Origin of the sequence: Saccharobesus litoralis (genome assembly GCF_003063625.1) — a bacterium.
In the GTDB taxonomy this organism is placed as follows: domain Bacteria; phylum Pseudomonadota; class Gammaproteobacteria; order Enterobacterales; family Alteromonadaceae; genus Saccharobesus; species Saccharobesus litoralis.
Genome location: NZ_CP026604.1, coordinates 5545226 through 5566143 on the forward strand (window position 1 = coordinate 5545226; position 20918 = coordinate 5566143).

General features: G+C 42.3%; 16 protein-coding genes. 6 read left to right on the forward strand and 10 right to left on the reverse strand.

Translation table 11 applies throughout. The annotated features are described in order from the left end of the window. Positions 1-115 precede the first annotated feature (115 nt). Both C2869_RS21255 and C2869_RS21260 read right to left on the reverse strand, forming a co-directional pair. Entirely contained in the window at positions 116-496 is a 381-nt protein-coding gene (locus tag C2869_RS21255) for a cytochrome b562 (protein WP_108604821.1), read from the reverse strand. Between the two features lie 208 nt (positions 497-704). Then, positions 705-3107, reverse strand: coding sequence for a DNA polymerase II (locus C2869_RS21260; RefSeq protein WP_108604822.1), 2403 nt, complete (start codon positions 3105-3107; stop codon positions 705-707). A 342-nt stretch (positions 3108-3449) separates the two neighbouring features. On the opposite strand from C2869_RS21260, the gene C2869_RS21265 reads away from it, so the two are divergent. Next, positions 3450-5447: a TonB-dependent receptor plug domain-containing protein gene (locus tag C2869_RS21265; protein ID WP_108604823.1), complete on the forward strand. Its 1998-nt coding sequence runs from the start codon at positions 3450-3452 to the stop codon at positions 5445-5447. Next, complete coding sequence (locus C2869_RS21270; protein ID WP_108604824.1) at positions 5435-6442, forward strand: type 2 periplasmic-binding domain-containing protein; 1008 nt, start codon at positions 5435-5437, stop codon at positions 6440-6442. Before C2869_RS21265 ends, C2869_RS21270 begins: the two co-directional genes overlap by 13 nt. 30 nt (positions 6443-6472) lie before the next feature. Here the strand turns inward: C2869_RS21270 and C2869_RS21275 are convergent, their stop codons facing one another. From C2869_RS21275 to C2869_RS21305, 7 genes are all read right to left on the reverse strand, one after another. Then, entirely contained in the window at positions 6473-6910 is a 438-nt protein-coding gene (locus tag C2869_RS21275; protein ID WP_108604825.1) for an IS1096 element passenger TnpR family protein, read from the reverse strand. Between the two features lie 548 nt (positions 6911-7458). Beyond that, positions 7459-7866 (reverse strand): hypothetical protein, encoded by a 408-nt coding sequence (locus C2869_RS21280; protein ID WP_108604826.1) that lies wholly within the window; start codon positions 7864-7866, stop codon positions 7459-7461. Continuing rightward, a complete protein-coding gene (locus tag C2869_RS21285; RefSeq protein ID WP_108604827.1) occupies positions 7844-11131 on the reverse strand; it encodes a reprolysin-like metallopeptidase in 3288 nt (1095 codons plus the stop codon). The genes C2869_RS21280 and C2869_RS21285 overlap by 23 nt, the downstream gene beginning before the upstream one ends. 109 nt (positions 11132-11240) lie before the next feature. After that, a complete protein-coding gene (locus C2869_RS21290) occupies positions 11241-12515 on the reverse strand; it encodes a permease (protein WP_108604828.1) in 1275 nt (424 codons plus the stop codon). Next, positions 12515-12934 carry a Cu(I)-responsive transcriptional regulator gene (gene cueR / locus C2869_RS21295; protein ID WP_108604829.1) on the reverse strand — a complete coding sequence of 140 codons (420 nt, stop codon included), beginning with the start codon at positions 12932-12934 and terminating at the stop codon, positions 12515-12517. The genes C2869_RS21290 and cueR overlap by 1 nt, the downstream gene beginning before the upstream one ends. A 265-nt stretch (positions 12935-13199) precedes the next feature. Then, positions 13200-13973 (reverse strand): class II glutamine amidotransferase, encoded by a 774-nt coding sequence (locus C2869_RS21300; RefSeq protein ID WP_108604830.1) that lies wholly within the window; start codon positions 13971-13973, stop codon positions 13200-13202. Positions 13974-14003: 30 nt separating this feature from the next. Next, positions 14004-14390 carry a hypothetical protein gene (locus tag C2869_RS21305; RefSeq protein ID WP_159084266.1) on the reverse strand — a complete coding sequence of 129 codons (387 nt, stop codon included), beginning with the start codon at positions 14388-14390 and terminating at the stop codon, positions 14004-14006. Positions 14391-14754: 364 nt separating this feature from the next. On the opposite strand from C2869_RS21305, the gene C2869_RS21310 reads away from it, so the two are divergent. From C2869_RS21310 to C2869_RS21325, 4 genes are all read left to right on the forward strand, one after another. Continuing rightward, on the forward strand, positions 14755-15651 hold the full coding sequence (locus C2869_RS21310) for an acyltransferase (protein ID WP_108604832.1): 897 nt from the start codon (positions 14755-14757) through the stop codon (positions 15649-15651). A 132-nt stretch (positions 15652-15783) separates the two neighbouring features. After that, entirely contained in the window at positions 15784-17724 is a 1941-nt protein-coding gene (locus C2869_RS21315) for a TonB-dependent receptor plug domain-containing protein (RefSeq protein WP_159084267.1), read from the forward strand. Between the two features lie 66 nt (positions 17725-17790). Then, positions 17791-18033 carry a sulfurtransferase TusA gene (tusA, locus tag C2869_RS21320; protein WP_108604834.1) on the forward strand — a complete coding sequence of 81 codons (243 nt, stop codon included), beginning with the start codon at positions 17791-17793 and terminating at the stop codon, positions 18031-18033. A 519-nt stretch (positions 18034-18552) separates the two neighbouring features. Beyond that, a complete protein-coding gene (locus C2869_RS21325; protein ID WP_159084268.1) occupies positions 18553-18759 on the forward strand; it encodes a hypothetical protein in 207 nt (68 codons plus the stop codon). Between the two features lie 222 nt (positions 18760-18981). Here C2869_RS21325 and C2869_RS21330 read toward each other — a convergent pair whose 3' ends face one another. Further along, positions 18982-20907: a methyl-accepting chemotaxis protein gene (locus C2869_RS21330; protein WP_159084269.1), complete on the reverse strand. Its 1926-nt coding sequence runs from the start codon at positions 20905-20907 to the stop codon at positions 18982-18984. Positions 20908-20918: the final 11 nt, after the last annotated feature.

The window sequence follows — 20918 nt, forward strand, 5'->3', positions numbered from 1 at the left end:
TAACTCAAAGTTTTGAATGGTTGAGTTTATAACCTTGTGCTAGCCGAAATAAATTCGGCCTTACAATGGTTCTGGTCTTTAATTTTGAGCCGGTGAACAAGTTGCGATCAGCTAATTAACGCTGTGGCTCGTCAATAATTTTTTCGTGGTAGCTGTCTTTGATTTTCTTAATTTTTTTAACCACTTCGCCAATAACCTTGCGGTCACCGGTTTGAATAGCCGCTTCGAGTTCGGCCAGCGTGTCACCAATTTCGACTAAGCCTTTATCATAATCCGCTTGATCTTCTGGCTTAACTTGCATGGTTTTGGCCATTGTTAACGCCAGTTTAAACTGAGCCAAGCCTTGCTCACGCTCGTTTTCCTGCTTGGCTCTTGCTAGCGTTTTTAGTCCTTGTGCCATGTCTTGCATTGCATCTTGTAACGGTGTGGTTCGAGTACAAGCTGATAACGCCAATAAAGTGATTGCGGCTATACCGATTTTTAAAAAGTGAGACATCTTAAACTCAATAATTGATTACGCATTGTAGTGATTATATGTGGTGAATATACCCAAGTCGCTAAGCTGTGGCTAATAATAAAATGGCGATAGGAATAACAAGCTCTAATGTGGTCTTTTCAATTGTGAGTATGTTGTTCTTAGACAAGGTCGCCGCTGGAAACCAAGCCTGTAGCAGCTCAGTTGCTATTGTCGAAATAAATTTCGACTAAAACAAGCTTAACTGCCGATCAATGATTCGTTCAAACGACTGACCAACAAAAGGTAAAATACCATCGGCGATGGGTTTAAGCTGTTTGTCGATATAATGCTGGTAATCAAAATTAGCCGTTTGATAATTGATCGGCTGGGCACCTTGCGTTGTCAGCACGTATTTAACCCAGGCTTTTTTGTCGTACTGCAGGGGTAAATGACGTTTGGTATTTTCATCATCGGCAATCCGCGCGGCTTTAACATGCGGCGGCACGTTTTTCACATAATCACTCAGCTTTTGCCGTAAACGCTTACGATAAACGAGTTGTTGATCGCGCTCGCCATTCAAGGTTTGCGTGACCACCTTTTGCACATAATCTTGCACATCTTCGTCGTTAAACACTTTTTCATACAAGGTGGTTTGAAATTCTTTAGCTAGCTCTGTCCAATCACTACGAACGGTTTCTAGCCCTTTGAATACGGTTTGTATTTTACCGTTTTTATTAACCGTGCCAGCATAACGTTTTTTACTGCCCGCTTCCGAGCCACGAATAGTCGGCATTAAAAAACGCTGAAAGTGAGTTTCAAATTCTAGCTCTAGGTAACAATCCAGCGCAAAATCGTCGCGTAAAGTTTGTTGCCAGTTTTGGTTGATCATATCAGCTAACGAATTGCCAATATCAGCCGCTTGTGACGGGCTAATATCACCTTCCAACCAAACAAAGGTTGAGTCGGTATCGCCGTAAATCACCTTGTAGCCTTGCGCTTCAATCCATTTAGCCGTTTGCTGCATAATTTGATGGCCACGCATAGTGATTGAGCTCGCTAAACGCGTATCGTAAAAACGACAACCTCCCGAGCCAAGCACCCCATAAAAACTATTCATTAAAATTTTAATGGCTTGCGAGCGAGGCGCATCTTTATCACGCTTAGCTTGATCACGCTGGCGCCATAGCTCTGAAATAATATCAGGTAAAAAGTGTTTATCGCGCGAAAAATACCCGCCTTTAAACCCCTCTATGGCTTGTTCTGGCGTCAATAAGCCTTCAATTAAGCCCATAGGATCAATCTTAAACGTGCGAATAATTGACGGGTATAGGCTTTTAAAGTCGAGCACTAATACATTTTTATACAAGCCAGGAAGCGAATTCATTACATAACCGCCAGGGCTAGCTAAACCGCCACCTTTAGGTAAATTGGGTGCTATATAACCTGCGCGATGCAGTTTGGGTAAATAAACATTAGTAAATGCCGCAACCGAGCCGCCGATCCTATCCAACTCTAACCCTGTTAGTTGGCTACGTAATATAAGAAAGTCGAGGATTTGAGTATGCTCAAAAATATCAGAGACTAATTGGCAATCTTCAAGATTATATTCGGCCAGTTTAAGTTTGTTATGGAGAAAATCATGCGTAATATGCTCGCCACGATTACTGACATCTTCAATTTTTTTACCGCGCCCTAACAAAGCCTGCGCGACAAATTCTAAGCTAAAACTATCAAACTGGTAGGTGGCCGTTTTAAGCGCATCAATACCATCTACCACCACCCGACCAGGCAAGGTCACAAACCCTTGCGAGGGCGCACTTTTGTTATCGCGCCATGTCATAGCACTATGACCTCGCCCTAACTTTAAAGTTAAGCCGTATAAAGCCATGCGTTTAACTAACAAACGAAAGTCAAAGTTAACCACATTCCAGCCAATGATCACGTCAGGATCAAGTTGGGTAATATGCAACTCAAGTGCGAGCAATAACGCTTTTTCATCCGCTACCCAGCAAATATCTAATCTAGGCTGTGCGCCTTGTGCCTTTATCGCAAACTCTTGACTGTCGCCCCACTGCTCAGCATCTCCTATCATCAATACACGACGCACTCCCAACCCTTGCAGGGCAATACTGTATAGCTCGCCTTGCATAGAGCATTCAATATCTAATGATAGGGTTGAAAGCTGGGGTTTAAATTCACTCGGTTTAACTTTGGCTTGACGGATCACTTGATGACCTAAGCTCAACTGGCTATCGCCAATATAGCTTAACGAACCTTGAATAAAGCGTTCAATTAGGTAGCGGTTTTCAAGGCGAATATCATCTTCAAATAACACTATATTGTGTTTTTTCAGCACTCGCTGCGCTTTATAGTGGGCTGAGATTGTCGGAAAATAAAATGCGCCAATAGGCTGTTGCTCAAAACTTTTTAAACCAAGCGACTTATACTCAAACTCGATACCTTGTTTGGCTAATAATGGTTTAGCCTGTGCCGCATCAATTTGTTGAATAAAAAATAACGGTTTTTCGCCCATTATTTGCAATTTAACAGGGCCTTGAGTTGTCGCCAACCAAAGTTCAATTTGGCTACAAACACCTTGCTGGGTATCTATGTCTTGACTATGGCGGGAAAGTAAAAAGCCTTGCTGCACAACAACTCGATTATCTGAAATAATGAAATGGCATTATACCAACTTATAGTCAAAGTGATCAGGTTTTAGGGGCAGGTTTCTGGTTCCAGACGAAACCTAAGTACCTACATCCATGTAGGCAAAGCTGTCAAGCTTCGAGACCCCATGAGCATATGCTCTACTATGTGATTGGGGCTGCCTAAAGGGATTTAGGTAGTAGGACGACGCAGGAGCCAAAGTCGAGAGTAAGCGCCGACAATGAACCATAAGACCTGAGCAAGAAGGCTATATAATTTCACATAAGTTTTAGGTAACTCGCTAATAGTCGACTAAATTTAAAGAAGTTGTTTTTGAGGGAAAGGCATGTATAAAAATTTTTTATTCATCAGTATGCTCGCCTTAGTGTCCTTTACATCTGTGGCGAAAAACCACAACAGTGAATTAGATTTATTTGAACTAAGCTTGGAGCAACTAATCGACATCCCAGTGTCATCCGCTTCTTTATTTGCTGAAAGTCGCATTTCGGCAGCGGCGAGTGTGGAAAAAATAAATGAAGAAGAATGGCTAAGATGGGGAGCTAGAAGAAATACAGATGCCTTACTCAGAACCCCCTCGATTCAAGCTTACCCTACTTTTTTTGGCGGACATGCCATAGCGGTACGTGGCTATGCGCAACTCTTGTCTGTGCGCGGCCTCGCAACGCTAATTGATGGCGTGCCCGTTAACGACATGATTTTTGGCTCAGCCCAATACAATAGTGAACATACCACGCTAGGCGTGGTTGATAGTATTGAGCTGGTAAAAGGGCCAGGTTCAACCTTATATGGTACAGATGCATTTCACGGTACATTGCAGTTCAATACTTATTACCGACAAAAAAACGAAGTTAAACTAGGTGCACAACTTGCCTCACCCGATTATCAACAAGCAAACCTCAAATGGAGCCAAGAAATACCTAATGTTGGATGGCTGAACCTTTCGGCCGATAGCCGTAATAGTGAAAAATGGCGCTGGCACTATACTAATTTAAACGACAACTTACTTACCGCGAGACAGACTCAATACCAAGCTCAAAGCTTTAACTTAAAGCTGCACAACGCTGCAACGCAAAAATTAAGTTATAAAATAAGTTATCACCACAACAATATGCTCGGCGATGAATTTGTCGGTGGCGGTCACACCTTCGGCTATCAACAAAACGATATTAGCATGGCAGATCAATCGATTAATTTGTGGCAAGCCAGTAGCCAATATCAAATGACTGACGCCAGCCAAATAGGCATAAAAACCTATTTATGGAACAATAAACGCCTAAATAGTTTTGAAATTGGCACAGGGATTTTTTTACAAGACCATCAACTTAAAACCCATAGTGCACAAGCATTTTGGCAATACCAAGATCAAAACCGCAATCGACTTTATGTCGGTGTGGAAAATTATCAACAAAAAATAGCCAAATCACACACCCATATCATCGATCAACAAGGGCAAAGACAAAACACCATTGAACAAGCCGAACAAGGTGCAACTCGAAAAATTAACAGTGTATTTGCTCAAGGCCGTTGGGTTACTCCCATTAGCCCATTGTCCATTGAATTAGGAATACGCCTTGATGATTACCAAGCCTTTGGCAACCAAACTACACCTAGGTTAGGTGCTATATACCAAATAGAAAATAATAAAACTGTCAAAGCGCTGTATAGTACTGCGTTTCGCGCGGCGGTAAGTTTAGAGCAATTTGGCTCCACCGCCATCAAAGGCTCACAGAACATCAAACCAGAGGAAATTGAAACCTATGAACTGATTTGGCTACACCAACTCAATGACCACTTAGCCTATCAGGTCAGTTATTTTCATAGCCACTGGCAAGACGGAATAATATCGACAGCCATTGACAATGATCCTGTGTTTTCGACTCAATTCCAAAACAGTGGTGAAAACAGCAGCCAAGGATTGGAAGCCGCAGTCAAAGTAAAATTAGATGACTGGTTGTTGGATCTCAAATCCAGTTATGTCGCCAGCCAAAACGACATAACGCATATTAACTATGTGATGTTTCCCAAGTGGATGCTGAACATGGGGCTGAGTTATCAAATCAATCAACACAGTGCCATTCATGCTAATTGGACGTTTAAAGATCAATGGCAAGCCAATCAAAGCGAGAACAGTCAATCACTGGCAAGCTACAACCGTTTAGATATGGCATATTATTGGCAGTGGCGCTCAGATATCAGTTTTAATTTAAGTGTGATAAACCTGCTAAATAAAACACAATATATTCCATCTGTTTTAGGTTACCCTGAAGGGGAAATAGAACCTATCACCAGACAATTGAACCTTAGTTTGCAATGGCAATATTAAACCGTTCCGAAAATAGGCAACCAACTAAACAAAATCATCCCTCATTGCAATGGGTATGGCTGAAAAGCACTGTATTGTTAATTAGCGTATTAACATCGCTTGTTTGTTTTGCCCAAGTGCCAACACAATTAAAAGCCCCTACTCAATTAAAAACACCTATACAATTAAAAGTGCCGAAGGCCAGATCAAGTTTTGATATTTCACACGACTATCACATCAAGTTGTTAGAAAAAGCCTTAATCAAAGCCAGTGAAGGCCGCGCTATTCCAGACATTGTAGCCACGTTTGATATGTCACAAGGACGCGCTATGGCCGAGCTAATTAAAGGGGAATTGCTCGATGTATATTGGTTAGGAACCGATACGATTGCTGAACATAAATTACGGGCCATTCGAGTCCCGACAACCCGAGGGTTAATTGGCTACCGTAAGCTCATTATTCGCAAAGAGTCACATGCAGTGTTTGATAAGGTTAATTCACTAGAACGTTTACAAACTTTAGTGGCCTGCCAAGGCACTCATTGGCCAGACACCCAAATATTAAAAGACGCCGGTTTAAAAGTCACAACGAGCGTACAATACGAAACCTTGTTTAAAATGTTAGCTAACCGCCGCTGTGATTATTTTCCACGCGGCTATCATGATTACAAAAAAGAACTGGAACTGCGCTACACCCTATACCCAGATTTAGTTAGCTATGATGGCATTTTATTGCACTATCCATTTGCCGTGTATTTTTTTACACGCCATGAAAACGAAGCGCTCGCTAAATGGATTGAGGTTGGTTTACACGCATTAGCCAAAGAAGGGGAAATTGAGCGCTTTATGCAGCAGCATCCACTTACCGCGCATGTTTTCCCGCTGACTAACGAAAATCACGCCTTGTACTTAGACATAGCGAATTCCCTATTACCGGAAGACACGCCCTATCAAGATCATACGCTTTGGTATCAAGCAACTGACTTTGGTATGAAAACTAGCAATAAAAACCAATGATTTTAGGTTAAATAACCGTGCCTATTCGCCCTAATCATCGTCCCAGTCGTCATCCCAACCAGGATATTGTTCGGGTTTTGTGCCAGTTTCAGTCAACATTACCGGATACTCAACATTCGGATCGACCGCATACGGCTTTTTACGCGATTTAGATATTTGAAAACGCCAGCTGTCACCATAATCAAACATATAAAACAGCTTTTTTTTGCCTTTCATCAATTCAAGAATTTCAGCAATGCTAGTGTCTTCTATCGAATCTTCGTCACACATAAAAAGCTGTCGTTCGTGCGACAATTCAGTATTACCGATATAAAATTCAAACAGATGATCATTATCAAAATCGACCAATTTTTGAATCGATAAATGTAAATCGACGAGATCCCAATCGGTTGGCACCTCGAATGTACATTCCCAGTCTTCTCGTGCATGAATGCCGGACAATAACTTAACTTTTAATATTTGGATCATATTGCTGATTAACTACTAACAGTATTAATAGCCCGCAGTTTAGCATTTGCCCTAATGAATAAAAGCTGTAATTATTCAGCATAAGGAAATTGATAAGCCATAGGCCGTTTCATATCTTCGAATAAGTTAATGAATCTAATGACTTTTGCGAAAAAGCGGCTTTAGAGTATAAAGTTTTTGTGGCGAGCATTTATGCTTGCTGAGCCTGAAAACCACTATCATTTAACCATCGCTGGCGGTGGTTAAATCCGCGTAACCGGACATTTTGGTGTTATTCGAATAAATTCGAACCTACAAGGGTAAATTTCGCTCTTTGGGTTTGGCGTAATGTTTATTTGAATGGTTGCAACTTGCAACAGGCTCTATTTATTGTGGGCGAGCATTTATGCTTGCTGAGCCTGCAAACTTTTCTACCCAAAAGAACAAGACTACAGAATGTTGTTCCTAGCAAATACTAAGTACTTGCATCCAAACAGGCACGAAAACAGGGGGGAGCTGGAAGCCAAGGCTTACTGCTTGAAATGCAGAATAGTTACTAAAAGCCAATTTTATTGATTCACTGGAACACGTTTAGCCTGCATACAGTGGGCTAACATTTCTCGGTTGTACTGCTTAATAAACATCTCAGCGTGCTGACGCAAGTCGCGCACCTCTTTGTCTTTAGGTAATATGTCGCCCAACTGCTTGGCGATAATAATGCCACAATATTTTTTAACGTCATCCACACTGACAAAGCGCCGACTCGGGATCACCACAGCTCGTCGTGCATAAGCGTAAAGTCGATAATCTTTAACTTGTAAGGCTTGCTCAAGTGCCAACTTAACATCCGTTTGCTTAAACCAAGCTAAACTGTGTTTTTCTGCTTGGCTAGCACAAGCACTAGTCAACAAAATAGTGACCGCACAAAACAAACCAAGTCGCTTTTTAGTTAACTCAAGCTGTTTTCTTTTGCACATAATCGGGTTCATTAATTATGGGTTTACGCCATACTAGCAAACATGCAAACCACAAAACATAATAATATGCCAAGCCACCGCCAGCGGGCGGCACAGGCTCGGTACCTCGAGTTGTGGTTAAATTAGCCTCCAATACTGTTACCCGTACTGTCACTTGGCTGGTTGCACCTTGTTCATCACTTAATGTGTACGTGAAAATATCTAAACCACTAAAGGAATCACTAGCATTGTACTCAAGGTCATCGCCAATAATTTGTACCTGTGCCGCTCCTTGATAATCAAGCTTGGCGATACGCAGCGAATTAGAGTCTGAGTCCCAATCATTGTTTAACACAGGGATCAACACCCGCTCTCCTTGATTTATGGTCACACTATCATCGTGACCAATCGGCGCATCATTTACCGCATTCACTTGGACCGAAATGGGGTAAGTAACCAATTGCACCGTATCGCGATAAATGCTGACTTGCGCTGTTAACCCACCATGAAAATCTCGATTGGGAATAAGTGATTGCGCCTCGACACGGTAGTTGTCTCCGCTTTCAACGACTAAGCTAGTGCCATCTAACGACGAATGGCCCGAGAAAAAGTCCGCTACATCAAGCGTCAAGTGAGTATCTTCGTCGATTGAATAATGAAAGGCTTGAGTCTGATTAACTGGCGCCAACCCAAGCGGCAGCACACTAATTTGCACTTGCCCTTGGCTGATCAATTCACCATCGCTCACTTGATAGCTAAAGGTTTCAATACCTTGTTGCGATAAGCTACTAAAACTTAATGTATTACCGTTAATTTGCAGATTGTGCTGTCCTTGATAATTAACCGCTAGCAAATGTAATGGTTGCTGTTCAGGATCAACATCATTGGCAATAACGTCCAGAGTTAAATTATCACCAAAAGCCACGGCGACAAAATCATTCACTGCAATAGGGGCGTCATTGACAGGTAGCACAGTTACAGAAACTGGCGTAGGTTCACTATACAACTCACCATCAAATACTTGCACGTTGACATTAAGCTTGCCGCTAAACTCTGGCTCAGGGATCACTACATCATTTTCCACCCTGTAATTAGCGCCACTTGTGATCAAAAGTTTAAAATGAGTACTGTCTTGATCGACAATGTAGAAATCGCTAAGAGTTAAATGTAAAGTTTGATCTTCTAATATTTGCAGAGTCGGCAGACGGGTTATCTTGGGTGCTGATAAATTTTTTACTGCCTGCACATTAAGCGCAGCCGGCGTTAACGCAAAAAAGACATTACTGCTGCATTTAACCATTAAGCGTCCGTTATCGAGATCTTGATTGGGCATAAAATCAATGGTGTAAGCACCAGAATTAGCGACTTGGCTAGCTAACACATTATCAAATTTCGTTGCTTTATCATTCGATAAAATTATATCGACTTTTTGACAACTGATAGGCGGTTGATTGGTTCGTGCAACATCCCAATTCAACTGCAAATGACTATTGCCTTGTAGATTGACAGTGCGGCTCGGGCTAGTCACTTGAAATGGACCTGCCTGTTTAATAACCTTAATCGTTCGCGTATCACTGTCGACACCACCTTGCCCGTCGCGCACAATTAAACGTAAGGTCAAATCACGATCAGAATTTGGGTAACTTTCACCTAATTTGATACGCCCTGCCACCACGTCTTCTAAGCGCGGAAAATAACGGAAGTTATCTTGGGTCAATGGCCAAGCTCTAAATATTGGCTTATTTGCCACATCTTTCATTTGCGCGACGGAATTAGACGCTTCACCTAAATCAAATTGCTCCCATGAATACCACAATACATCCCCCTCATGATCACTTGCTTGGCCATGTAAAACAAATGGCGTGAGCGCAGGTATCACTTGATTGTTGCCCGCACTAACTAATGGCGCTTTGTTATTTAAGTTTTGTGTAGTGCCGCAGCTAGCGCCTTGACCAACGCGAATATAGTCATTGATTTGGTCGATAGAAATAGAATGAAAGTAATCGTCTGCGTCATATTGTAAATTTTGCGCACCGCAGATACCCGCATAAGACATAATTGTTGAGCCACTCCCTGGTTCATATGCGGCATTCGCAGCGCGCTGCCCTGCGCAACTACCCATAGTGCCATTATAGGTATGCAAAGCACCAAATTGATGGGCTATTTCATGAGCGACATATTCGACAGCAAATGCATCACCAATCGGATTACTCAAACCTGTAGCCGATTGGGCTTTAAAACCGGTTTGACCATTAGTAGATTGATGGCAAACACTACCAATAGTGGCTAAGCCACCACTGCCGGTCATAAAAACATGGCCGAGATCATAATTATTAACGCCGATTTCCCGATCCACTAATTGCTGATTAGCGCGTAAATCACGTGAAGTCGGGCTGTTTTCAAATGGGTCGCTATCTGGGTGTTCACTAACTAAAACTTGATTGTTGGCAATTAACGCTAAGCGAATAGCCAGATCTCGTTGATAAATTGCGTTAACCCGATTCAAAGTAGTCACTATGGCATTAATGGCTTTACTTTTGTCGCCAAAATATTGGGTATATTCACCCGTGGTTGATATTGCGATGCGGTAAGTGGTTAACTCGACTTTTCCGCCATTGCTGTATGAGCCGCGAGCGGCAATAACTGGCGTTTTTTGCTCTGAGCCATGAGGCTCGTCTTCACTTTGAGTTGCACTAATATGTTGTAATTGATCAGCGACCGTGCGCCCTTGCTTAGGCCTAGGGTACAAAACCTGTCGCTGTTGACTATCCAATATCGCGTCTAAATACCAAGTTTCACCATTCACCTGATACATACCATTAAAACCTAAAGGGCCAATATCAAACCGCCCTGTTAATATAGGGTTGTCTACCGCGTGGCCTTTAAAAGTTAAAATATCTGGGTGTTGAAACGTAAAGTCAGCACTATATACAGGGTCATAACTAAGTTGATAGCGAATACCTTGACCGTCTTGGGTTGGTAAAGTCACGTTAATTTGACTGCTGCTATTGAGCAAGGAGTCTTCATAAAGCGCTTTGAGATCCGCAATTATTTCGTCTAATGGCACGATAAAGTGTTTAGCATCTGGGTAATCTTGTTGGGTTAACGTACCACCATGCCCAGCAATAACTTGCCAATGCCAATCGACACTTTTTACATTCTGCTCAGATCCTACTTGTTGCTGCGGGTCGTCAAGCCGCTCCCCTTGCCGTTCAGCATAACTGTTGCCTAAAACCCCCAAGCCAACATACAGCAAAACAGCCAAACGCAAACATAACAACTTCATGTTCGCCTCAGCCAAATTTTGAAAGGAACTGTTATAAGCTTAGGTTATTTAGATAGCTTTTTGAGATAACTTTGTTCTAATTGCTCAGTGAGAGTTAATTAAATTGTTATTAAAATGTAACATTTAGGGCGTAAGCAATAACCAGCACTTGCGGTAAGGTTAGTAAAGGCAAAAATAATGCAACTTTCCAAGAGCCTAGAGTTTGCTTGATCACCATAACTTCAGTGTAGTCAGTCGCCACCCCAGCCATTAAAAAAGCAAAGCTATTTCCAGGGGCTTGCGCTCGGGTCATTAAATCGCCAGCAATAGGCGCTGAGCCTTCCGAACACACTTCAATAATAGTCGCGGCTACCAAGGTCAAGCTTAAGCCAATCAAGGTCGGACCAAACCAATCTTGAAAGTTATCCAAACTGACAAAAGTCCGGATCGCCACCGCCATTAAAATACCAATCAGCAACCACTTGATCACAATAACAGAGCCTTTTACACCTTGCTGCAAGGTATTTTGCCACCACGCTTGATTAAACTGCGTCGCCCTAAGCGAGGCTTTAGCGGCAGGCCAAAATTTAAAGTCGGCTGCCAACGCATGCTGGTAAGGGTTTTTCGGTAAAGTGCCGTTTTGTTCAAAGCGGTCAAACAGCCAGCCGGTACTGAGTGCCAATAAAGCCGATAGCAATACAAAAGCCAGTGTCCATTGCCAGCCCATTAAGGCGATCAAAATCAAAGTAAGTGAAATAGAATTCCACGGGCTAGCAATCAAAAAGGCCATGATCTGCCCGAGACTGGCGCCTTTTTGGTACAATTTCATGCCAACCATTAATATGCCGTGATTACATAAGTCCATTAACACACCAGCAGCGGTTGCCCGTAGCAAACCACGCTTAGTGCCGCCTTGACCTAAAATAGCGGTTACAAACTGCTGAGGTATTTGACTTAACAAGCCAACAAATAAAATAGCTAACAACACACTCCACCACATGGTGTTCACCAATTCATACACGCCAAACGCAGCATGTTGCCATGAACTGTGGGTTGTCTCGCTCGACACTAATGCCGTCAGGTACAACCCCAAGCAGGCCAATATACTTAGCCAAAGCACATAATCTAAGCGGCGCTGCGTTGGTGCACAGCAACCCGCAGCCTGATGGTCGGATTGTTCAAGCCCACTCGGCTTTGGCTGTTGGCACGTTGTAGTTTGCGTTGCCGCGTGACAACAAGATGGTGTTGCCACAGCCTCTTTATGCGCGTGTTTATGCTCGTGTTTATGTGCGCGTTTAGGTGTAAATGGCGTACCTTGGCTATCGGTATTTGGTGCAACCGAGGTGATCTTTAGCTCAGGCTCAAGCTCAGTCTTTGCTTTAGAAGAACAACAATTAGACATCATCAACTATCCTTTAAGTTTTGTTGAGTTGGTGATTGGGCACAGAGGGCTTCGAGAATGGCACAGCGAGCGCCCTCATCGCCTGAACAGCGATCAGCTAGGGCTTGCAGGGTATTTTGCATTTGCTGCAAGGTGGTAATTTGCTGTTCAATCAGCGCAATTTTGTCGATAACTAGGCGTTTCACATCTTTACTGTGGCGCTGTTGGTTACTGGCTAAATCCATCATTTGCCGGCATTCATCAAGTGAAAAACCTGCCGCGCGACAGCGTTGAATAAACTGTAATTGATTAACTTGCGTTTGGCTGTATTGCCGATACCCATTGGCTGCACGCTCAACTGGCGATAGCAAACCTTGCGCTTCGTAAAAACGTATTGTTTTTACCGGTAATCCGGCGAGTTGGCCAACTTGACTAATCTTCATTATGACAACCAAAATCGTTCACATAATGTAAGTGTAAACCTTACATCTAGTGTAAGGTCAAGCCAAAAACAAAATTACTATAGTCAAAGCGATCAGGTTTTAGGGGAAGCCGTCAAGCTTCGAATCCCCATGAGCATATGCTCTATTATGTGATTGGGGTTGCCTAAAGGGATTTAGGTAGTAGGACGACGCAGGAGCCAAAGTCGAGAGTAAGCGCAGACAATGAACCATAAGACCTGAGTGAGAAGACTATAAAAAGCACAAGCTACAAAGGCGTTAACTCACCTAAATTAAACAACGCTGATTCACCTGATTGCATTTGATGCCAGTGTTCATTGGTGGTTAAAGGCTTAGTCGCAATTACAGTAACCACATCATTGGGCGTAGTTTCTTGTTTAAAGTCGACCGTCATTTCTACATCTTGTAATGTTGCTACACCAAAGGGCGCGCGGCGGGTGATCCAGTGCAAGTTATTACTGCAATGGCAATATAAATAGCGACCATCACTTAAGAAAAAATTGGCAATACCCATAGCGTTTAATTGCGCGGCTAACTTATCAACATAACGGAATAAAGTTTTCATATCACGCGGCGCTTTATTGGGATATTTGTCTTTAATACGTGACAATAACCAACAAAACGCATGCTCGCTATCGGTTGTACCAACCGGTTGATACCACGACAGTTTTAGCAGCTTTATCCCTTTTAATTGGCCATTGTGGGCAAATGTCCAATCTCGTCCCCACATTTCTCGCGAAAATGGATGGGTATTCTCTAAACTCACCCGACCACGGTTCGCTTGGCGTATATGTGAAATAACACAACAGCTTTTAATTGGGTATTGCTTAATTAGTTTAGCGATTTCAGATTGGCAACTAGGCAAAGCATCTTTGAAAGTGCGACAGCCTTTGTCCTCATAAAAGGTAACACCAAAGCCATCTTTATGAGCAGCTGTTTGGCCACCACGCACCATTAAACCTGAAAAGCTAAAACAGATGTCGGTCGGTATATTGGCACTCATGCCAAGTAATTCACACATAACTCAAATCAACAGAACAATAACAGTTGTTTAGTGTAGCTTAGATTGACGTAAACCAAGTACATAACTAGTTGAAAATATTATACTTAGTATTGCACCTAGCGCGATGGTTTTAATAATGTCTGGCGTACCTGCAAGGTAATTAACCAGATAAGATACCCCTATCATAAACCCTGTTTGCACGGTAATAAACATAGCTAAAGCGCGGGCACCATGGTTGAGTTTTTTCGCTGCAATTTCATTAGTAACAGACAATAGCAAGGTAATAGAAAACGAATACAAGCCATAAACCCATGCTGAGAAAAATGCCGCCGCTGGGTCTAAGTTGTAATTAACCCATAAGGTCCAACTGGCGTAAATTAGAAAGGCTCCGACGGCCATCAGCAGCAATCGCCAAACAGGACTAAGTTTAAACACAGCAAACAAATGGTAACCCCTAAACTTGTTATTAAATCAAATGCCTTCTATTATCCAAATATAGTCTTCTCGCTCAGGTTTTATGGTTCATTGTCTGCGCTTACTCGCCCCAATCACATAGTAGAGCATATGCTCATGGGGTCTCGAAGCTTGCCTACATGGATGTAGGTAAGGAGCGTGAGCACGGATGCGGTAGCTTTGACGGCTTTGCTTACATGGATGTAAGTACTTAGGTTTCGTCTGGAACTAGAAACCCGCCCCTAAAACCCGATCGCTTTGACTATACAAAGCTAAATGAATATCGCCCATTTAGCTTTTTTGTTTGTTTTAATATAAGCCAAGACATACTCATCAATACCATTTTATGCTAAGACACCTACCCTGCTTTATCATTCGCCCAATCATCACCCTGTTGTTATCGTTAAATTTAGTTTATTGGGGTAGTTTGATTATTCTCGGCGGGGTGATCAAACTCTTGCTGCCAAGCCAATTAAAATTTAAATGGTCACGTGTGCTTGAAAGCTTTATGCACGCTTGGGCTTATATCAATATGCTGGTTATCCGCTGCTTTAATCCGATTGAGTTTGATGTACAAGGCATTGAGCATCTAAATACGCGCAACTGGTATTTACTGCTAGCCAATCACCAAAGCTGGTTCGATATTATGCTGATCAGTTATTTATGTATCAACAAAATGCCGGCGGGCCGCTACTTTCTTAAACGTGAATTACTGAAAATTCCTTTTATTGGCCTAGCAGCATGGGCGTTGGACATGCCGCTAATGCAACGCTATAGCAAACAATATTTAAGCAAATACCCAGAAAAGCGCGGATGCGATATTGCCACCACCCAAAAAGCTTGCGAAAAATTTAAGTTTATACCCGTCACGGTTATTAATTTTGTTGAAGGCACGCGTTTTACCAAGCAAAAACATCAACTGAAACAAAGCCCTTATCGCCATTTACTACCCGCAAAAGCGGGCGGGATCGCCTTTGCATTAGCCACCATGGGTCAGCAATTTTCCGGTATTTTAAATACAACCTTATGCTATCCAGACAACCCAGAGGGAGCAATGCACGCTGCCGCCTGCGGAAAACTAAAAAGGCTAACGGTACGCATTGAATTTATCCCTATAACCACGCAACACTTAGGCGATTACGATAATGATTTAGCTTTTAAACAAGGCTTTCAAAATTGGCTGAATGGCTTATGGCAGAAAAAGGATATAGAACTGCAAAAATTAAGAGATAAAAACCAATAACTCAATTTTAAGTAATTTATTAATCAGTAATTAATCAAAATTACGACTCTGCTCTATACTTTAATGATTATTCAAAAACTTAAACCTTTTTTGCATATGCTCCGTCGGTCATTATCAATAAGCCTAGTTGCTATGCTTAATACTTTCGCTTCTATGCCTTACGCCTTAGCGGTCGAAAGTATTTGGGATATGTCATTGCAGCAATTGATGCAAATCGAAGTGGTTACGGCATCGAAAAGCGCAGAGCAACAAAATAATGCGCCAGCGAATATCACTGTCATTTCAAAGCAGGAAATACAAGCATTTGGCGCCAATAACCTGCACGATATATTGCGTAGAGTCTCTGGCCTCAACCCACTTAGCGGCAGTGTATTGCGCGATAACTTCGTTTCTATCAGAGGGCAGCATTCCAGTTCAATTGATCGCCGCACACTGTTATTAATCGACGGACGCCCCTTTCGCGATGGCAACACAGGCGGATTAAACACCACTATTTACCGCACGTTTCCAATCCAAAGTATCGAGCGCATTGAGGTTATCAAAGGCCCCGGTTCTATCCTATACGGTAGTAATGCCACGTCGGGGGTGATCAATATCATCACCAAGCCAACACAAAAAAACAGCCTGAAACTTGGAGCCGGCAGCTTTGCGACGCAATTACTTGAAGGGGCCTATGGCTACCAACAAGGTGATCTCAACCTGTCCGCCAATTTAAAATGGTTAGACTCTAATGGTTGGGATTACACCACGACGGATCAAAACGATATTCGCGATTCAGTTAACTATGCTCATCGTGATTTCGGCGGGCGCTTTGCACTAAACTATAAAAACTTTAATCTCAGCTATTTTATCAGCCAAGTAGATGAAGTGATTATCAGTTCTGGTTTTGTGCAACATTGGCCTGCCACAACTTACGACAAACATCATCAAATGTTAGATTTAGGCTATGAGCAGGCGATTAATCAAGACTGGCAGCTAGCCACCCACCTCACTTTAAACCACCACAAACGCCACACAGCTGATGGAGGGATAGATATTGACGGGCATAACACCCTGCTAGAAGTGAGCACTACAGGTCAACTCAACTCATCGAGTCAACTTACTGCAGGGGCGACTTATCACAGGTTAAAAGGTGACGATTTAGGCAACCCCAACTTAAGCGCATTCTGGGATTTAAAATGGTGGTCAGCGTACTACCAACTAACCAGTGCTATTACTCAAGATTTAACCCTGACTCTTGGCCAGCATTATAATGATATAGCCAATATGACCCATGCCAATCAAGTAAGTCGTGATTCTGATTTTTCATCTAAACTCGCGTTAAATTGGCACTTACATACCGATTGGCATCTAAAGTTATTATGGACAGAAGCGTTTCGTTCGCCTTATGGTGCCGAGCTAGCACTGCAATCACCAACCCTTGTTGGCAATCCCAATTTAAAGCCAGAAAAAGTCACAACCGCGGAGATGCAGTTAATTTATCAATTGCATAACCTTCGTGTTGCCGCCGCATGGTTTAATACTGAATATGAAGACGCTCTAGGGCCTGAATTAACACCTGGTTCACCACCTCCTTTTAGTTTTTCCAACAAAGCCGCCTTAAAAGTGGATGGAGGCGAATTAGAAATGTCGTATGAAGCCAGCAAACAGACTTACTATACTGGCTCTTGGAGCTATCAGTCCAATCAAGATCATAGAGGTATTGCACAAATACAAAAAACGCCCAAGCATATGATCAAAATAGGGATCCATCACAGCTATAACGATACACTGTCATTAGGTTTATTTAATACATGGTTAAGCGCTCAACCCAAAGCGGAACAATTTAATCCCAACACCCGTGTAATTAATAACAATACTGGGGCTTACCACCACCTAACACTAAAAGCCAATTGGCAATTGTCGTCACTCACAACTAGCCAAAGGTTTAACTCGGCCGATATAAGCTTGTTTATTGATAACTTATTGCAAGCCAATACCGTGTATCAACCTGATATTGCCAATACTCGAATTAATGCCTTACCACAGCGTGCAGGTCGTTCACTGTACCTAAATTTACAGCTGGGTTTTTAACGCTCTGCTTGCATCACATAATCAGTTAATTAAAATAACCGGCTTCGCTTTAAATGAGATGATAAGATGTCGGACTTTGCTAATGCAGATCAACAATTAGATGCCATGGGCTTACGTTGTCCTGAGCCAGTAATGATGGTGCGAGTCAACATGCGTAAATTAGCAGAAGGTCAAACCCTATTAGTCACAGCAGATGATCCTTCAACCACCCGAGACATCCCTAGTTTTTGTCGCTTTATGGATCACACTCTCATCGCAAGCCAAACAACCCAAAAACCCTATTTGTACCTGATCCGTAAAGGACTTTGATTCTAGCTAGCGCCAAGTTGGCAAAACATTATTCAATTATCTTGCTAAACTTTTTATTCCTTCGACAGCCAAGCAAAGTACAAGATTCAAGTTAATGCCAAGTAACAAAAGACCCAACAATAGATATAGTCTTCTCGCTCAGGTCTTATGGTTCATTGTCGGCGCTTACTCGCCCCAATCACATAATAGAGCATATGCTCATGGGGTCTCGAAGCTTGACGGCTTCCCCTAAAACCTGATCGCTTTGACTATACCTTTATTTAACAATGGTTGGTAGCTGTCAAGAGTAGCGGAAATATCCTACAGCAATAGCGCTTTTGACTGATTTTTTGCCGATACACATCCATTAAACTTAAGCTAAGAGTAATGTCTTAGTGACCCCGTTTATACTACAAAATTGCTAGTAGCAATCAGAACAGATTCATTCAAGTGTCACCTTAACTCATTACTCTTGCCTTATCTAATTGGTTAAATACCACACAAGATAAGCTCGTAGCTAATGTGTAAATGGAGGTCGAGATGATCACTCACAAAAAACACTCTGACAAACTGTCGCTGATCAATGATGATCGCTGGTTTGATATATTCTTTAACGGCTTTAGTTGGCAAGGTCACGGTGAGGATATCAACTTTATTTATGATGACACGTTTGAAGCGCCGCAAACATCAGGCACAGACTCAATACGCTCATCAAGTACTTCACAGGTTATGAGAACAAAAATTTAAAAAGAAAAGAGTGGCTTCCTTGCTACTCTGTCGCCATTACATTTGGAGCAATGTTGGCGAAACCGCAATCCTCTGCATTCAAGTTTGGGGGGGAGGAATATTATTATTAATAATATTGACTCAGTGCTTATTAGTAACAACTCTGGACGTAAAATAGAGTTTCTATTTCTCTCTAAAACCCTATTTGATTTATCCCCTTTCGCTATTATCCATTCTCTATTCTTACTTCACCTTATAGGCTAAAACAATATCATGCATACTGTTGGCTATTTCAGCCAATTGGTTGGCGGAACTAGCAATTTGCTGAGCCCCAACCACATTTTCAGTCGCTTGTTCATCAATTCGACAAATATTGCTATTTATCTCTCGGATCACATAGTTTTGTTCATTCGCCGCACTGGATACGGTTTCAGTTACCGTATCGATTGAACGCATGTTGTTGACGATACTTTTTAAAACTGCAGTGATATTTTCAGCCGAACCCACTGCATCCATCGCCCGCTGCTTACCTAATTCAATCACGTTGTAAGCTTCCTTAGCCCCCTGCTGCAAGGCATTCACATTACCTGAAATTTCTTCGGTCGATTCTTGAGTACGAAAGGCCAAATTACGTACTTCTTCTGCAACAACTGTAAATCCACGCCCTTGATCTCCTGCCCTTGCCGCTTCTATCGCCGCGTTTAACGCTAACAAATTAGTTTGTTCCGAAACGGAACTAATCACCTCAACCATACCGGATATATTAACGACGCTACTGTTAAGGTTATCGATAGTTGAGCCCAAGCTAGTCACATCTTCAGCTAATTTCTGAATTTCCGACACGGCACTCTCAACAGCATAGCTACCTTTTTCGGTATCTTCGGTTGCGCGTTTAACGTTTGCCGAGCCATCAAGCATATGATTACTCACATCTTGAATACAGGCACTCATTTGCTCAACAGCACCTGCAATACTAGTAATATCTTGCTTTAACAAAGTTAAATTACGGCTGCTTTGCTCTACGGCCACAGAGGTTTCTTGAGTTGCCGTAGCAACTTGCTCGGCATATTGTTGAAATACCAATAAGTCAGACCGAAACTTACCTAGCACACGATTAATATTACTCGCAGCACGCCCCAAGTCGTCTTGGCAAATAATAGGAATATCTTGAGTTAAATCACTCTGACTAATCACTTGGTCAATAATATGGTTTATTGCGCCCGCTTGCTGCTGTGTCGAGCGCAAACAAAAATAGATAGCCGCGGTAATCGCTAGAGCCAATAACGTGATCACCACATAAACCAGTAAGTTAATAACATTATTAAAATGTAGCGTTTGTGCTGTCTGTTGGATTTGACCAAGTAACACAGTCTCTGTTTGTTTTAACTGATTGATACGCTGAGTCGCTGCATCGAACCAAGCAGTCGCCTCAATAGCAAAGTTGGCATTTTTCGCCAACGCTGATTGCCTAAACCGCTCAACTTCGCGCTGTTGTGGCGAACTTAATAAGCGAGTTATCTCTTGGGTAAAGTTGCTTAATGCCAAGGCTTGGCTCACGGCTGTATAGTTGTCTTGGGTATTAACCAGTTGAATAAAACGTTGATAAAGCGATCCGCTAAATTCATCTTGACTAAAAACATTACTAAGCACAGCACGCTCAATACCGGCTTGTTCTTTGGCTAAAGAAAACGCATACAAGGTGACAAGTTGCTGAGATATTGTCTTGCTGGAAGTTTGTTTGGCTAATTCAGCATTTAACGCCAACACAGTTTTATTATTATTTGTGTAATAAGCCAGCATGTCTTGAGTCTCAATGGCGAACAAATCAACTTGCTGCCTAATCTGCTCACGCTTATTTAAACTAACCATTAATTGCTGCAACTCCCCAGCTATCAACTCATTTAACTCATGCTGCTCTATCACTTGTTTTAAAGTTTGCAAGCGCGAGTCAACTTGCTGCCGTTGTTTAGCTAACTGCGCTACGAACTTTTTGCCTTTGGCCCCTAAAAAGCCCGCAGACATGCCACGTTCCTTTTGCATTTCATGCACGAAATTATTGGTCGCCTTAACTAAATGGGCATGCGACAAAATAGCTTTAGCATCGTTCATTTGGTAATAAACAGCCGTCGTTTCGTATGCCAGAACTAGCAATAATAAAAGACAAGGCAAAAGGATTAACC

Coding starts and splice junctions, on each gene's coding strand:
- C2869_RS21255 (WP_108604821.1), bottom strand. CDS start 496: ATGTCTCACTTTTTAAAAATCGGTATAGCCGCAATCACTTTATTGGCG.
- C2869_RS21265 (WP_108604823.1), top strand. CDS start 3,450: ATGTATAAAAATTTTTTATTCATCAGTATGCTCGCCTTAGTGTCCTTT.
- C2869_RS21270 (WP_108604824.1), top strand. CDS start 5,435: ATGGCAATATTAAACCGTTCCGAAAATAGGCAACCAACTAAACAAAAT.
- C2869_RS21275 (WP_108604825.1), bottom strand. CDS start 6,910: ATGATCCAAATATTAAAAGTTAAGTTATTGTCCGGCATTCATGCACGA.
- C2869_RS21280 (WP_108604826.1), bottom strand. CDS start 7,866: ATGTGCAAAAGAAAACAGCTTGAGTTAACTAAAAAGCGACTTGGTTTG.
- C2869_RS21285 (WP_108604827.1), bottom strand. CDS start 11,131: ATGAAGTTGTTATGTTTGCGTTTGGCTGTTTTGCTGTATGTTGGCTTG.
- C2869_RS21290 (WP_108604828.1), bottom strand. CDS start 12,515: ATGATGTCTAATTGTTGTTCTTCTAAAGCAAAGACTGAGCTTGAGCCT.
- cueR (WP_108604829.1), bottom strand. CDS start 12,934: ATGAAGATTAGTCAAGTTGGCCAACTCGCCGGATTACCGGTAAAAACA.
- C2869_RS21300 (WP_108604830.1), bottom strand. CDS start 13,973: ATGTGTGAATTACTTGGCATGAGTGCCAATATACCGACCGACATCTGT.
- C2869_RS21310 (WP_108604832.1), top strand. CDS start 14,755: ATGCTAAGACACCTACCCTGCTTTATCATTCGCCCAATCATCACCCTG.
- C2869_RS21315 (WP_159084267.1), top strand. CDS start 15,784: ATGCTTAATACTTTCGCTTCTATGCCTTACGCCTTAGCGGTCGAAAGT.
- tusA (WP_108604834.1), top strand. CDS start 17,791: ATGTCGGACTTTGCTAATGCAGATCAACAATTAGATGCCATGGGCTTA.
- C2869_RS21325 (WP_159084268.1), top strand. CDS start 18,553: ATGATCACTCACAAAAAACACTCTGACAAACTGTCGCTGATCAATGAT.